18 protein-coding genes and 1 other RNA gene are annotated in these 13,630 nt (G+C 53.8%); 14 read left to right on the top strand and 5 right to left on the bottom strand.

Going from position 1 to position 13,630, the window contains the following annotated elements; genetic code table 11:
• Nucleotides 1-241: 241 nt before the first annotated feature.
• On the top strand, nucleotides 242-922 hold the full coding sequence (ung, locus tag WFO64_RS05170; RefSeq protein ID WP_337009580.1) for a uracil-DNA glycosylase: 681 nt from the start codon (nucleotides 242-244) through the stop codon (nucleotides 920-922).
• 59 nt (nucleotides 923-981) lie between these two features.
• Here ung and grpE read toward each other — a convergent pair whose 3' ends face one another.
• Complete coding sequence (gene grpE / locus WFO64_RS05165) at nucleotides 982-1,563, bottom strand: nucleotide exchange factor GrpE (protein WP_337009578.1); 582 nt, start codon at nucleotides 1,561-1,563, stop codon at nucleotides 982-984.
• 122 nt (nucleotides 1,564-1,685) lie between these two features.
• Here grpE and nadK point away from each other — a divergent pair, with 122 nt between their 5' ends.
• The 3 genes from nadK to bamE all read left to right on the top strand — a co-directional run bounded on the left by nadK (nucleotide 1,686) and on the right by bamE (nucleotide 4,844).
• Nucleotides 1,686-2,564 (top strand): NAD(+) kinase, encoded by an 879-nt coding sequence (gene nadK / locus WFO64_RS05160; RefSeq protein WP_337009576.1) that lies wholly within the window; start codon nucleotides 1,686-1,688, stop codon nucleotides 2,562-2,564.
• An 84-nt stretch (nucleotides 2,565-2,648) separates the two neighbouring features.
• Nucleotides 2,649-4,310, top strand: coding sequence for a DNA repair protein RecN (recN, locus tag WFO64_RS05155; protein WP_337009575.1), 1,662 nt, complete (start codon nucleotides 2,649-2,651; stop codon nucleotides 4,308-4,310).
• Between the two features lie 186 nt (nucleotides 4,311-4,496).
• Nucleotides 4,497-4,844 (top strand): outer membrane protein assembly factor BamE, encoded by a 348-nt coding sequence (gene bamE, locus WFO64_RS05150; RefSeq protein ID WP_337009573.1) that lies wholly within the window; start codon nucleotides 4,497-4,499, stop codon nucleotides 4,842-4,844.
• 71 nt (nucleotides 4,845-4,915) lie between these two features.
• Here bamE and WFO64_RS05145 read toward each other — a convergent pair whose 3' ends face one another.
• Entirely contained in the window at nucleotides 4,916-5,209 is a 294-nt protein-coding gene (locus WFO64_RS05145) for an RnfH family protein (protein WP_337009571.1), read from the bottom strand.
• Nucleotides 5,202-5,636, bottom strand: coding sequence for a type II toxin-antitoxin system RatA family toxin (locus WFO64_RS05140; protein WP_337009569.1), 435 nt, complete (start codon nucleotides 5,634-5,636; stop codon nucleotides 5,202-5,204). The genes WFO64_RS05145 and WFO64_RS05140 overlap by 8 nt, the downstream gene beginning before the upstream one ends.
• 158 nt (nucleotides 5,637-5,794) lie before the next feature.
• Here WFO64_RS05140 and smpB point away from each other — a divergent pair, with 158 nt between their 5' ends.
• From smpB to WFO64_RS05120, 4 genes are all read left to right on the top strand, one after another.
• Nucleotides 5,795-6,277: an SsrA-binding protein SmpB gene (smpB, locus tag WFO64_RS05135; RefSeq protein ID WP_010257694.1), complete on the top strand. Its 483-nt coding sequence runs from the start codon at nucleotides 5,795-5,797 to the stop codon at nucleotides 6,275-6,277.
• Between the two features lie 43 nt (nucleotides 6,278-6,320).
• Nucleotides 6,321-6,682: a transfer-messenger RNA gene (ssrA, locus tag WFO64_RS05130) on the top strand.
• Nucleotides 6,683-6,874: 192 nt separating this feature from the next.
• On the top strand, nucleotides 6,875-8,065 hold the full coding sequence (locus WFO64_RS05125; RefSeq protein WP_337009567.1) for an integrase domain-containing protein: 1,191 nt from the start codon (nucleotides 6,875-6,877) through the stop codon (nucleotides 8,063-8,065).
• A gap of 6 nt (nucleotides 8,066-8,071) precedes the next feature.
• Nucleotides 8,072-8,377, top strand: a complete 306-nt coding sequence (locus WFO64_RS05120) for a hypothetical protein (RefSeq protein WP_337009565.1) — start codon at nucleotides 8,072-8,074, stop codon at nucleotides 8,375-8,377.
• On the opposite strand, the gene WFO64_RS05115 is transcribed toward WFO64_RS05120, so the two are convergent.
• Together WFO64_RS05115 and WFO64_RS05110 are read right to left on the bottom strand one after the other, a co-directional pair.
• Nucleotides 8,360-8,611, bottom strand: coding sequence for an ogr/Delta-like zinc finger family protein (locus tag WFO64_RS05115; protein WP_337009563.1), 252 nt, complete (start codon nucleotides 8,609-8,611; stop codon nucleotides 8,360-8,362). The two genes, WFO64_RS05120 and WFO64_RS05115, sit on opposite strands and share 18 nt — an antisense overlap.
• Nucleotides 8,608-9,324, bottom strand: coding sequence for a hypothetical protein (locus tag WFO64_RS05110; RefSeq protein WP_337009561.1), 717 nt, complete (start codon nucleotides 9,322-9,324; stop codon nucleotides 8,608-8,610). The genes WFO64_RS05115 and WFO64_RS05110 overlap by 4 nt, the downstream gene beginning before the upstream one ends.
• 532 nt (nucleotides 9,325-9,856) lie before the next feature.
• Between WFO64_RS05110 and WFO64_RS05105 the strand changes: the two genes are divergently transcribed.
• Genes WFO64_RS05105 through WFO64_RS05080 form a run of 6 tightly spaced genes read left to right on the top strand, consistent with a single transcriptional unit; the run spans nucleotide 9,857 to nucleotide 13,524 of the window.
• Nucleotides 9,857-10,114, top strand: coding sequence for a helix-turn-helix transcriptional regulator (locus tag WFO64_RS05105; RefSeq protein ID WP_337009559.1), 258 nt, complete (start codon nucleotides 9,857-9,859; stop codon nucleotides 10,112-10,114).
• A complete protein-coding gene (locus tag WFO64_RS05100) occupies nucleotides 10,111-10,359 on the top strand; it encodes a hypothetical protein (protein WP_337009557.1) in 249 nt (82 codons plus the stop codon). Before WFO64_RS05105 ends, WFO64_RS05100 begins: the two co-directional genes overlap by 4 nt.
• 13 nt (nucleotides 10,360-10,372) lie before the next feature.
• Nucleotides 10,373-10,900, top strand: a complete 528-nt coding sequence (locus WFO64_RS05095; RefSeq protein WP_337009555.1) for a host cell division inhibitor Icd-like protein — start codon at nucleotides 10,373-10,375, stop codon at nucleotides 10,898-10,900.
• Nucleotides 10,897-11,163 carry a hypothetical protein gene (locus WFO64_RS05090; RefSeq protein WP_278497509.1) on the top strand — a complete coding sequence of 89 codons (267 nt, stop codon included), beginning with the start codon at nucleotides 10,897-10,899 and terminating at the stop codon, nucleotides 11,161-11,163. The genes WFO64_RS05095 and WFO64_RS05090 overlap by 4 nt, the downstream gene beginning before the upstream one ends.
• Entirely contained in the window at nucleotides 11,150-11,491 is a 342-nt protein-coding gene (locus WFO64_RS05085; RefSeq protein ID WP_337009552.1) for a DUF5375 family protein, read from the top strand. The genes WFO64_RS05090 and WFO64_RS05085 overlap by 14 nt, the downstream gene beginning before the upstream one ends.
• A gap of 14 nt (nucleotides 11,492-11,505) precedes the next feature.
• Nucleotides 11,506-13,524: a primase-helicase zinc-binding domain-containing protein gene (locus tag WFO64_RS05080; protein ID WP_337009550.1), complete on the top strand. Its 2,019-nt coding sequence runs from the start codon at nucleotides 11,506-11,508 to the stop codon at nucleotides 13,522-13,524.
• Nucleotides 13,525-13,630 lie beyond the last annotated feature (106 nt).

Below are 13,630 nucleotides of genomic sequence, written 5' to 3'. Positions count from 1 at the left end.
GGGTAATACGTGAATAAATCAAATTTGAGGCCCCGGTATACCACCCTTAACTTTATACAGCTTTGACCTGTATCAAGATTAATCAGGCAATCAGGCAGTTTTTCAGCTAAGCCTTTGATCCCAAAATGCCTGTCATCTTAATTTTATTTTTATTTTTATTTTTATTTTTCAAATTATTTTTGCCTTCAGCTCGGCGGCCGGAACGGCTAAGCTTACGACACTATCGTTAAGGGAGTTAAACATGGCTGAAAAGCTGACCTGGCACGACGTGCTGGCTGAAGAGAAACAGAAACCCTATTTTATTGAGACACTAAAGCACGTGGCCGATCAACGCGCCGCCGGTGTCACGGTCTATCCGCCGCAGAAAGATGTGTTCAACGCCTTTCGCCTTACGGAGCTGGGGGACCTCAACGTCGTGATCCTGGGTCAGGATCCCTATCACGGCCCCAACCAGGCGCATGGGCTGGCTTTCTCGGTGCTGCCGGGCGTCCAGGTGCCGCCGTCACTGCAGAATATCTATAAAGAGCTAATGCAGGATATTCCTGACTTTCAGAAGCCCAATCACGGCTTTCTAGAGAGCTGGGCAAAACAGGGAGTGATGTTGCTGAACACCGTGTTAACGGTTGAGGCGGGCAAAGCCCATTCCCATGCACGCTTCGGCTGGGAGACTTTTACTGACAACGTGATTGCGGCAATTAACCAACACTGTGAAGGGGTGATTTTTCTACTGTGGGGATCACATGCGCAGAAGAAAGGCAGCATTATTAATCGCCAGCGCCATCACATATTACAGGCACCGCATCCTTCGCCACTCTCTGCGCACCGTGGCTTTTTCGGCAGTAAGCACTTTTCAACAACCAATGAACTGCTTAGCGCTGCCGGTAAAAAACCGGTAAACTGGACGCCTGTCTTACCTGCATAAAGCAGGAAAGCACACGACCGCGTCTAAGCGCGGCCGTGTAACGGGATTCAGGCGTTGAATCAGCTTTTAACTTTAGAAACCGCAACCATCGCCGGACGCAGCAGGCGACCATTTAGCGTATAGCCACGCTGCATCACCAACATGACATGGTTAGGCTCAAACTCTTCAGACTCCATCATCGACATCGCCTGATGCACTTCCGGGTTAAACGGCACGCCCGTTTCGCCGACCACTTCAACACCGAATTTACGCACAGCGCCCAGCAGGCCTTTCAGGGTCAGTTCAATCCCTTCAATCATGGATGCCAGCTGTGGGTCCTCTTTGTTCGCCACTTCCAGCGCACGTTCCAGGCTATCAATTACCGGCAGCAGTTCGTTGGCAAACTTCTCCAGTGCAAATTTATGCGCCTTCTCAACGTCCATCTCGGTACGACGACGGATGTTCTCAATTTCAGCCTGAGCACGCAACTGGGCATCGCGCACACCGGTTTGCGACTGCGCTAATTCAGCTTCGAGCTGAGCAATGCGCTCATCACGCGGATCCACCTCTGCCGCTGTCTCCGCTTCCGGAGGTTGCTGTTGATCCTGCTGAATTTCGTCTGAGACTTGCTCATTTGGGGTGTTCTGTTCTTTACTACTCATGAATTTCTCCGCGTTTTGCACATTCATTTCGCTGGTTGGCTTATTATGGGGATTGGTATGACGGATTCAAGGGAACCTATCACATTGCCTTACCGTTTTGGTTTATAAGGAACACCCACCAGATGAACAAACACTTTAACTGCATTGGTATTGTGGGTCATCCGCGCCATCCCACCGCGTTAACCACGCATGAGATGCTCTGGCGCTGGCTGACAGCCAAAGGTTATCAAGTGATCGTGGAGAAGCAGATTGCGCAGGAGCTCTCGCTTCACGACGTGCAGACCGGCACGCTGGCGGAAATTGGTCAGCAGGCCGATTTAGCGGTCGTGGTGGGTGGTGACGGCAATATGCTTGGCGCAGCGCGGGTGCTGGCGCGCTACGATATTAAAGTGATTGGCATTAACCGCGGTAATCTCGGTTTTCTCACCGACCTTGACCCGGACAATGCACAGCAACAGCTGGATGAGGTGCTGCAGGGCAACTATTTCGTCGAGAGCCGTTTTCTGCTGGATGCGCAGGTGTGTAAATCTGACTGCTCGCCACGCATTGGCTCAGCCATCAACGAAGTCGTGCTGCATCCCGGCAAAGTTGCACACATGATCGAATTTGAAGTTTACATTGATGAAGTGTTCGCCTTTTCCCAGCGCTCAGATGGACTGATTATCTCAACACCTACCGGCTCTACCGCTTATTCCCTCTCTGCGGGTGGCCCGATTCTGACGCCTTCACTTGAAGCGATCGTGCTGGTGCCGATGTTCCCGCACACGCTCTCAGCGCGGCCGCTGGTGATCAACAGCAGCAGTACCATCCGTTTGCGCTTTTCATCACGCCGCAGCGACCTGGAAATCAGCTGTGACAGTCAGATTGCACTGCCGATTCAGGAAGGCGAAGAGGTATTGATTCGACGCAGCACCCACCATCTCAACCTGATTCACCCTAAAAACTACAGCTATTTCAATACGCTGAGTTCCAAGCTGGGATGGTCAAAAAAATTGTTCTGAAAATCGGCCTCCTCTCTTTACTGGATAAAAAACCAGTTTATACTGTATGGAAAACCATATGTGTTTATTCATACAGGTGAACCTATGCTGGCCCAACTAACCATCAGTAATTTCGCTATCGTTCGTGAGCTCGACATTGATTTCCAACGCGGCATGACAGCAATCACTGGTGAGACCGGTGCCGGTAAGTCTATCGCGATTGATGCGCTGGGATTATGTCTGGGCGGTCGTGCGGATGCCGACATGGTGCGTCAGGGAGCCAGCCGGGCCGACCTCTGTGCCCGCTTCCAGCTCAAATCCTCCCCTTCAGCTCAGCGCTGGCTGATGGATAATCATCTGGATGATGGCAACGAGTGTCTGCTGCGCCGGGTCATCAGCGCTGACGGACGTTCCCGCGGCTTTATCAATGGCACGGCGGTGCCGCTCTCCCAGCTTCGCGATCTCGGCCAGTTGCTGATTCAGATCCACGGTCAGCATGCCCATCAGCTTCTGCTAAAACCCGACCATCAGAAACATCTACTGGATGCCTATACCGGTCACGACGATCTGCTGCAGCGTATGCGCGCCAGCTATCAGACGTGGCACCAGAGCTGCCGCACCCTGGCGCTGCATCAGCAGCAGGCGCAGGAGCGTGAGGCGCGGCGTGAGCTGTTGCAGTATCAGCTTAAAGAGCTGAATGATTTCGCTCCGCAGCAAGGCGAATATGAGCAGATCGATGAAGAATACAAGCGTCTGGCCAACAGCGGACAGCTGCTGTCGACCAGCCAGCAGGCGCTGCAGCTGTTAGCAGACAGCGATGATAACAATCTCAACAGCCTGCTCTACACCGCGCGTGAGATGATTTCTGAACTGACCTCGCTGGATGAGAAGCTGAACGGCGTTCATAACCTGCTGGAAGAGGCAGCGATTCAGCTGAGTGAAGCCAGCGATGAACTGCGCCACTACTGCGACAGCCTCGATCTTGACCCTAACCGCCTGTTCGAACTGGAACAGCGAATTTCGCGTCAGATTGCTTTAGCGCGTAAGCATCACGTCACGCCTGAAGGTCTGCCTGAACTGCATCAGCAACTGCTGGCGGAAGCGGAATTGCTGTCACAACATGAAAGCGATCAGGAGAGCCTGCAATCACTGGTGGGTGAACACTATCAGGCAGCGCTGCAAAGCGCAGAGCAACTGCATCAGCAGCGCAGCCACTTTGCTGATGAACTACAACAACTGATTACCCAGAGTATGCATCTGCTTTCCATGCCACATGGCCAGTTTAAAATTGCGCTGAGCTTTAATCCGGATCAGTTAACGGCAGACGGCGCGAGCCGCGTTGATTTCCAGGTGACGACTAACCCAGGCCAGCCATTACAGCCGCTGGGCAAGGTCGCTTCGGGCGGTGAGCTTTCACGTATTGCGCTGGCGATTCAGGTGATCACCGCGAAGAAAATGGAAACGCCGGCGATGATTTTTGATGAAGTGGATGTCGGCATCAGCGGCCCGACCGCCGCCGTGGTAGGTAAACTGCTGCGTCAGCTGGGTGAATCGACCCAGGTGATGTGCGTGACCCACCTGCCGCAGGTTGCCGGCTGCGGTCATCAGCACTTTTATGTCAGCAAAGAGACTGATGGTGCGATGACTGAAACCCATATGCAGCCGCTGGATAAGCGGGCACGCCTGCAGGAACTAGCACGACTACTGGGCGGCAGCGAGGTCACACGCAATACCCTGGCTAACGCAAAAGAACTTTTAGCCGCATAGCAGCGCACTTTTTTAAGCAGCCGTGGTCATATGCTTGCTCTGTAGAGGTTTCCAACAGCGAAAAGGTTTATTATCATCGGCACTTATGTCGCCAAAGTAATAAAGCCTGCCGCAGGCAGAGTTCAGATTTTGATGGCAAGAAAACCGCCTGTAAAAGGCGTTTGGCCCCGGAAAAGGAATGTTTAGATGCGCTGTAAAACGCTGACTGCCGCGGCAGTGGTAATGTTGATGATGACCGCCGGATGTTCCACCTTAGAGCGCGTGGTCTATCGTCCTGATATCAACCAGGGTAATTATCTGGTGGCCAATGATGTGGCCAAGATCCATAACGGTATGACACAGCAGCAGGTCGCTTACACACTCGGCACGCCAATGATGAAAGACCCGTTTGGCAGCAACGTCTGGTATTACGTTTTCCGTCAGGAGCCAGGTCATGAGCGTGTGAAGCAGCAGACGCTGACGCTAACCTTTGACGGCAACGGTGTTCTGACTAACATCAATAACAAGCAGAATCTGGCCAGGACCAGCGACTGATTGAACAGCAAAAAGGCGCGCTCAGCGCCTTTTTTATGACCGTTATCCGATGAGTCTGACAGGATAAAGACTTATTTTTTGCTTTCCGCCGCTCGCTCTGCGCGCTGCCTGCGTAACTCTTTAGGATCGGCAATCAGCGGACGATAGATCTCAATACGATCGCCCTCATTAACCTCATCATCCAGCTTCACTGGCCGACTGTAGATGCCGACCTTATTGCTGGCGAGATCAATCTCCCGACGCAGTTCCAGTAGCCCTGACTTATGGATGGCCAGCTCTACCGTGCTGCCCTGCTCTACGTTCACGTAAAGCTGATACTGCTTTTCAGGCAAGGCATAGACCACCTCGACGGAGATATCAGGCACGGTAGACCTCTTTGGCACGCTGAGTAAAGGCCTGAACCATACTGTTGGCAAGCTCTTTGAAGATACGTCCAAAGGCCATCTCTACCAGCATGTTGGTGAATTCGAACTCCAGGCTTAGTTCAACCTTGCAGGCGTCATCGCCCAGCGAGACGAACTTCCAGCCACCGTTCAGCTTGCGGAATGGTCCATCAACCAGTTGCATGTGGATGCTCTGATTATCAGTCAGGGTATTGCGGGTAGTAAATGTTTTGCTGATGCCCGCTTTCGACACATCCACGGACGCCGTCATCTGATTATCAGACGCATCCAGTACACGACTTCCGGTGCAACCCGGCAGGAATTGCGGGTAGGCATCCACATCATTTACAAGTTGGTACATCTGCCCGGCACTAAACGGGACCAGCGCCGAACGACTAATCTGAGCCATAATGGTTCCTGTTCATTACGAAACCGCTGAATAATAGCATTTTCAGCGATTAAACAAAAATGCCCCCGAGTGAGGGTGTGCTAGAATATCCCGTTTCCTGCCGCCCCGCTGGACTGGGGATGCGATAACCGACTAAGTGATGTAAAATACGCCGCACTATGACAAAGAAAAAAGCACACAAACCCGGTTCTGCCACTGTTGCCATGAACAAACGCGCCCGCCACGAATACTTCATTGAAGAGGAGTATGAAGCGGGATTGTCGTTACAAGGATGGGAAGTTAAGTCACTTCGTGCCGGTAAAGCCAACATCAGCGACAGCTACATTCTGCTACGCGATGGCGAAGCCTTTCTATTTGGTTCAACCTTTCAACCCTTAGCCGTTGCTTCCAGTCATGTAGTCTGTGACCCGACTCGCAGTCGTAAACTGCTGCTAAAGCAACGTGAACTCGACTCCCTTTATGGCCGCGTCAACCGCGAAGGTTACACCATCGTGGCGCTGTCGCTGTACTGGAAGAATGCCTGGTGCAAATTGAAGATTGGTGTTGCACGTGGTAAGAAAGAGCACGACAAGCGTGATGATATCAAAGACCGCGAATGGCAGTTAGACAAAGCACGTATTATGAAGAATTCAAAGCGTTAAGCACTGGATTTTGATTTGTATTGTTGCTAGTATTTGAAGTTCTGGGGCTGATTCTGGACTCGACGGGATTGTGAAGCCTTAGGAGCATGCCGAGGGGCGGTTTGCCTCGTAAAAAGCCGCAAAAAAATAGTCGCAAACGACGAAAACTACGCTTTAGCAGCTTAATAACCTGCTCTTAGCCTTCTCTCCCTAGCTTCCGCTCTTAAGACGGGGATCAAGAGAAGTCAAACCCAAAAGAGATCGCGTGGATGCCTTGCCTGGGGTTGAAGCGTTAAATCCAATCAGGCTAGTCTGTTAGTGGCGTGTCTGTTCGCAGCTAACCGGCGAATGTAAAAACTGACTAAGCATGTAGTGCCGACGGTGTAGTAATTTCGGACGCGGGTTCAACTCCCGCCAGCTCCACCAAAATTCTTCAAAGATGGTTCCAGTGCCATCCGCAGAAGTCCTGAAAGCCCGCACGGCACAAGCCCTGCGGGCTTTTTTGTGTCTGTAATCTTCCGAGACGATCCGCCTGAATCCAGAGATAATTGGTACACGAATTGGTACACGTTATAATGTGGGCCAAAAACGTGTACCAATTATGGATGGAAATCAGTCATGGCGCGGATGACACGCCCCCTCACCAACAACGAAATCCTCAAAGCTAAACCTCAAGATAAAGACTTCACGCTGCACGATGGCGACGGACTTTTCCTGCTCGTTAAAGCATCAGGTAAAAAGCTGTGGCGTTTTCGCTACCAGCGGCCAAATAGCAGCAGTCGTACAAATCTCAGCCTAGGCTCCTACCCTGCACTAACGCTCGCTGTCGCACGCCAAATGCGTGACCAATATCTGACGCTGCTTGCACAAGGGATCGACCCGCAGAAGCAGCAAGAGGAAGTCTCTGAGCAACGACAAATCGAGCTGGATAGCATTTTTTCGGTTGTGGCTGGACGGTGGTTCCTGATTAAAAGCAAAAGCGTCACTGAGGATTACGCGAAGGATATTTGGCGATCGCTGGAGAAAGACATATTCCCAACTATAGGTGAGATTCCTGTTCAAATCCTCAAAGCCAGAACGATCGTTGAAGCACTTGAGCCGATTAAAGCTCGCGGGGCGCTTGAGACAGTTCGCCGGTTAGTGCAGCGCATTAACGAGATTATGATTTATGCGGTTAACACGGGGTTGATTGATGCGAATCCTGCTTCGGGCGTTGGTATGGCTTTCGAAAGGCCAAAAAAACAGAACATGCCAACATTACGACCGGAAGAACTGCCTAAGCTAATGCGTTCATTGGCGATGTCCAATCTCTCAATCACCACTCGCTGTTTAATCGAGTGGCAACTACTTACCCTTGTACGGCCGTCAGAAGCCTCTGGAACACAGTGGGCAGAAATCGACTTCGATTTAAACCTTTGGGTTATTCCAGCGGAACGCATGAAGGCCAAGCGCGAACATGTCGTTCCTTTATCAAAACAAGCTCTCGATATTCTTGAAGTTATGCGGCCTCTCAGCGGCAACCGACAATATGTTTTTCCAAGCCGTAACGATCCCAAACAACCAATGAATAGCCAAACTGCGAATGCCGCATTAAAGCGCATAGGCTATGGCGGCAAGTTGGTTGCTCATGGACTGCGTTCTATAGCGAGTACAGCGCTCAACGAAGCTAGCTTTAATCCTGATGTCATTGAGTCAGCTCTTGCACATACTGATAAAAACGAAGTTAGGCGAGCGTACAACCGTTCTACCTATCTCGAACAGCGTAAAGAGATGATGAGTTGGTGGGGTACTTTTACCTATAAAAATTAGCTCAACATGGAAGAAAGCTATTTACGTCCAGGAATTGCACAAAGAGGTCAGCGCGCAATGCTATCCCCGCCACGCCTGCCCGCTTTATGCATCGCTTTTCATGCAGATGCATGGTTCGTTCAGAGCCGCGCCATGCATGGCCTGAACGGTGAAGAGCGATGCATAATTTTTCATGCAGATCCATGCACGCTATGCATGCATCACTCTTTACAAAGCGGCTGGCCAGAAAAAGGGCTTCAGAAAGACAAACGACAGACACAAAAAAACCGCTGGTCGGGCAGCGGCTGTACGGGATTAATGAACCTGGCGTAATGCAGAACCATAACGGCCCAGCGTCTGCCGTTCCCTGGCCGGTTCGGGTGGCGCTTCTGGTACGTTTTCCGGCTGTGGCGGTGCGGTGATCACCTTTGTGATGCTCTCATTTGTCTTGAAAGTGCAGGAGCAGTCGAGGTTAGTGCACTGGTGATAACGCTCTTTTACCTGCTCTGACATATAGCGGCTCGATTTGGTATGTGCCGCGCTTTTGCAGTAGGGACAGTGCATCATTTCTGGCTGCCCTGCTGAAGTTTTGCACGCTGCGCCCGGATTGATTCAGCCAGCTTCTGGCGGCGCATAGGATGGTGGTAAAGCTCCATATCAATACCCGTAAGCGGCGGGCGATACAGACCAATATTCTCCAGCAGCGGAGCCTCATTTAGTTTGCTGTCTGGCAGAGCAGCCGCCGCCCGCGTCAGCGCTTCACCGACCAGATAAGCCACGTCCTTAATACTATCCCGGTCGTCTCCGGCAAATGTCGGGGAAAGCTCTTCACGACGGAGTCGCAGCTTAATGGCCCACAGCAGCGACGGACTTACGTTACGCAGGGCTGACTGCCAGTGCGCATCCGCGAACCCGGTAAAAGCGTCCCGGTGCGATTCAACATACTCTTTACCACTGCCGCAGCATTTCAGCATCGCCTCCTGCTTATCCAGCGCCAGCTCATTAAGCAGCCCGCCGAACTCATCGGCCAGTTCACGGCTGGCGATGCGCTGAGAATGTTCGGCGCGCAGCTCGTCGGTGAGATTGCCTCGCAGGTTCCGAAAGCTCGTGCGCCAGTTGCTCTCGGCTTCTTTCCCTGCCTCGATGGCTGCCTGCTGTTCTTTTTCACAGCGGGCGATATCGGCGCAGACGCCGTTATAGGCTTTCATCCTTTCGGTATGTTCAGCGCGGGCTTTATCGAAGCGTTCCAGTGATGCAGGTTTCTGTTCAGGCATAGTCATGGTTGTCTCTCATCGTCTGTAAAGGATGAGGCCATTCTGTCGTGTACCACAGGACAGCGCATTTCATTGCTTTCCGCCTGTCGATGAACAAACAAGGGCATAACCTGTATGGCATAGCCCTTTAACTAATTATATTTCTTATATAACTGTTCACTGGTATTCACTGAGATAAAAAAGATAATAAATACAGTAGTTAAGGCAGTGAAGACTTTAAAAATAAGTATTCACGGAGTATTCACCGGTGTTCACATTCGCTCAGTAATAAGTTTTTTTTGGCGAGCGTTATTCAACGTTATTTCCTTTTAATGATGCAATTTTGATAGTTGTGCACCTCTTTAACTTTTACTGACTGCACTTCACTGCATCACACTGCACCAAATTAAACAAACTGCTTATTTTTCAGGCTAACTTAAGTGGTCACAAGCCAAAACAGGGTTGTTTACACAGCAAAAAATATTCTCAAAATAGGGGGTTACCTGAAGACACTACCGGAACCGGACAGCACCGGCCGGACTCATAATGAGGTAACACCATGCACGCAATTTCATCCGTACCAGCCCCTGCCATTCCCGTAATCCGTGATGCCGTTTACCCACGCGACCGCTTTATGCGCCTGCCGGAAGTCATCAGCACCTGCGGCCTGTCACGTTCGACCATTTACGATTTAATCAGCCGGGAACAGTTCCCCTCACAGATTTCCCTCGGCGGTAAAAACGTCGCCTGGCTGGCGTCAGAGATTGACGGCTGGATGCAGGCCCGCATCGCACAGCGTGCCGGAGGTACAGCATGATTACGCTGTATGTCGGCACAAAAATCTTTCCGCTCACCCGCGAAGAAGCCGCCTTTGTCGCGGAAAGTCTGACGGCAGCGGTCAGCGGCAAATCCGTCACGGCACCGGCTTTTACCAGCGGAACGCACGGCCATATTTACGTGCTGAGTAAAAAAGCGAAGCCTGCCAGGCAGCGGGCGAAGAAAGAGAACGGGGAATTCCGATCAAATCCGCCGCAATCCGATCACGTCCTGACCGATTGCTGAGGAAAACGCCCCGATGTGTGAGAAAAGGCTTTTCTCTGGCGAGCGGCCGTTATACAGTTTTCGCGCTGCCGCAAAATCGGCAGCCGGGCGTGGAAACCCGTGTAAAACTATGGCGACACCAGACGCGTCCTGCGTCTTTTTTTGTGTCTGTGCCTTTGCGCACCTCTCATTTACGCTGCGGTTCCTAAACCTCAGTGATATCCGAGTAATGGTGGCTCAGGCGGGGCAGCCTTCGGGCTGGCCGGTTCCCATAGTTACCGGTATTTCCACCCCCGTCTGGGCTACCACCAGTGAGCGTGGAAACTCCGGTGGTAGCTGTAACCAGCTAACTATGGAGATTGTCCTCATGACAACGGCCCTTACTGCCGCTCATTCTGAATTCACCTTTATTTTTGCCGCCGTGCGCCGCACTGATGCCGCCGCCCGTCCCTGCATGCTGCGCACTGTAGCAGGCGATGAGCGCAGCGCCCGCGCCAGCCTCGCCCGTGATTACGTCCTGTCCTTTGCCGGTCGTCTGCCGGTTAAGGTGGTGGCGGCATGAATACCCTTTCTCAACACCTGAATAACCATGACACCTACCCTATTCCCCACGCTGACTATCTGCGCCTTCTGCACGCGCATACGGTCGGCGTGACCGTACTTGATATGTTCGACTCGGTGAACTGCCTGAACGCGCGCGGCTGCGTGCCGGACGGCGCGGCGCTTGCCTCGGTCGTCGCCCTGCTCACCGACCAGCTCGGTAAAGTTGTTGAAACCTGTGAATCCCGCATGTTAGCCACGGAGGCCCGCCATGATGACCGCTAATCACTCCTGCCTGCCCGTTGAGGTACGCACCGCCGTTTACCGCCGCGCACTGGCGCAGGGCTATCTGAATACCTGCAAAAACCTCGGCATTACCGTGTCAGCCACGCTCGATGAGCTTCAGATGACCATCGCCCTTGAGCTGGAAAGCTTTTATGTACGCCGTCACGGCCCTGATGCGGGCATGGAGATGGCCTGCACCATGCTGGGCGATATGGTCGAGCCTGATTTGCTGACCGCGCCGCCGCGTCTGACACTGCTCGGCGTCACCATGATGGATGAGCTGTTCCGCAGCCAGCTTGCGGCCGCCAGCCGCACTACGCTGCACTGAGTGAGGATGCGAATATGAAACATATTGTCTCTGATACCGTAAAGGCGGCCACCGGATTCTGGCCGCAGCTTCTGCCCGCCCTCGGCATCAGCGTGCACGCCGGGGGGCGACACGGTGCATGCCCTGCGTGCGGCGGTAAAGACCGTTTCCGCTTCGACAATCAGGATGGGCGCGGAACCTGGCTGTGTAACCAGTGCGGGGCCGGTGATGGCCTTAACCTGGTGGAAAAGGCGCTCAGTATCAGCGCTAAAGAGGCCGCCATAAAGGTGGCCGGGATGCTTGGCTCGCTGCCGGAGTCAGCCCCGGTTATGCCTGATGAAACCGCAGACAAAAGGCGCGTACAAACAGACGCAGCCGCACGGGCGCAGGCACTTATCACCGCCGCCATCAGCCGCACGGACAACGCCTACCTTTCATTGAAAGGGCTGCACGGTACGCAGGCGCTCACGCTTGCTGATGCGCTGCGCTGTGGTGGTATCAGCTTTGCCGCCGGGGATGTGCTCATTCCCCTGACCGGTGAAGACGGCACGGCCGTAAACGTGCAGCTTATCAGCGCTACAGGCGACAAACGCACCCTGCCCGGCGGGCAGGTGAAAGGCACGTACTGGCTGGCAGGCGAGCCGGATGGAAAAACGCTGTGGCTCACTGAAGGATACGCCACCGGCCTGACCGTGCACCGGCTGACCGGCCAGGCGGTTTACGTGGCGCTGAGCGCCAACAACCTGCCTTCACTTGCAAAGCGGCTGCGTGAGTCACACCCCACCGCGCTGATGCTGATTGCCGCCGACCGCGACGACAACGGCACCGGCCAGTTAAAGGCAGAGGAAGCGGCGAAAGTCTGCGGCGGGAAAACCGCACTGCCGCCGGTTACGGGTGACTGGAACGACGTGTGGCAGGCGCAGGGCGATATCGCCACGCTGGCGCAGCTCACCGACTTCACGCAGCCGCAGCCGCTCAGCCCGTTTGAATCCGTCAGCGAGGCCGACCTGAAAGCCATGAGCGCCAGCCAGAAAGCCGAGCTGCTGGTCGCCCATTACGGGGAGGCGCTGGCCGTGCCGCCGGTCGGGGAGGAAATCTGCCGCTATGAGAACGGCGCATGGCAGGTGATGGAGGCGAAGACACTGCGCCGGGAAATCGCCGCGCTGTTTCAGAAGGTGCGCGCACCGTTCTCGGCCGCCGGTATCGGCAGCGTGCTGGATACGCTCAAGCTGATGGTGCCGCAGATGGGTGAAACGTCCCGCCGCCTGATTGGCTTCCTTAACGGCGTGTATGACACCACAACAGGCACCTTCAGCCCGCACCGCCGCGAGCACTGGCTGCGCACTGTCAACAGCGTGGACTACACCTCGCCACGTCCTGGTGAAAATCTCGCAGACCACGCCCCGGCTTTCTGGCGCTGGTTAACGCGGGCCGCCGGGCATAATCACGACAAGCAGGAGCGCATTCTCGCGGCGTTATTTATGGTACTGGCAAACCGCTATGACTGGCAGATGTTTCTCGAAGTTACCGGCCCCGGCGGCAGCGGTAAAAGTGTCATGGCCTCGATAGCCACTCTGCTGGCTGGAAAAGACAACACAACGTCCGCCACCATCGACACGCTGGAATCCTCACGCGAGCGCGCCAGCGTGGTGGGTTTCTCGCTCATTATCCTGCCTGACCAGGAAAAATGGAGCGGCGACGGCGCAGGCATCAAAGCTATTACCGGCGGCGATGCGGTGGCAATCGATCCGAAATACCGTGACGCCTATTCAACGCACATCCCGGCGGTCATTCTGGCGGTGAATAACAATCCTATGCGTTTCAGCGATCGCAGCGGCGGCGTGTCGCGCCGCCGGGTAATCCTGACGTTCCCGGAAGTGATACCGGCAAAAGAGCGCGACCCGCAGTTGTTGGACAAAATCAGCACCGAGCTGGCCGTGATTGTTCGTCATCTGATGCAGCGCTTTAGCAGGCCGGACGATGCGCGAGAACTGCTACAGGCGCAGCAGACGTCCGGCGAAGCGCTGGAGATTAAACGACAGGCTGACCTGTAAGCATCCCTATATAGCGGACCATTCACATTTAGAGATCTTCCGACATACTGACTATGTCCCCGGAGGAGATCACCATGCGCAAAGCCCGATTCACCGAACACCAGAT

The sequence above is a fragment of the Pantoea sp. AS142 genome, assembly GCF_037152305.1.
Lineage (GTDB): Bacteria > Pseudomonadota > Gammaproteobacteria > Enterobacterales > Enterobacteriaceae > Pantoea.
Note: the sequence above shows the minus strand (reverse complement) of the source record. Positions and strands in the feature narration are given on the sequence as shown.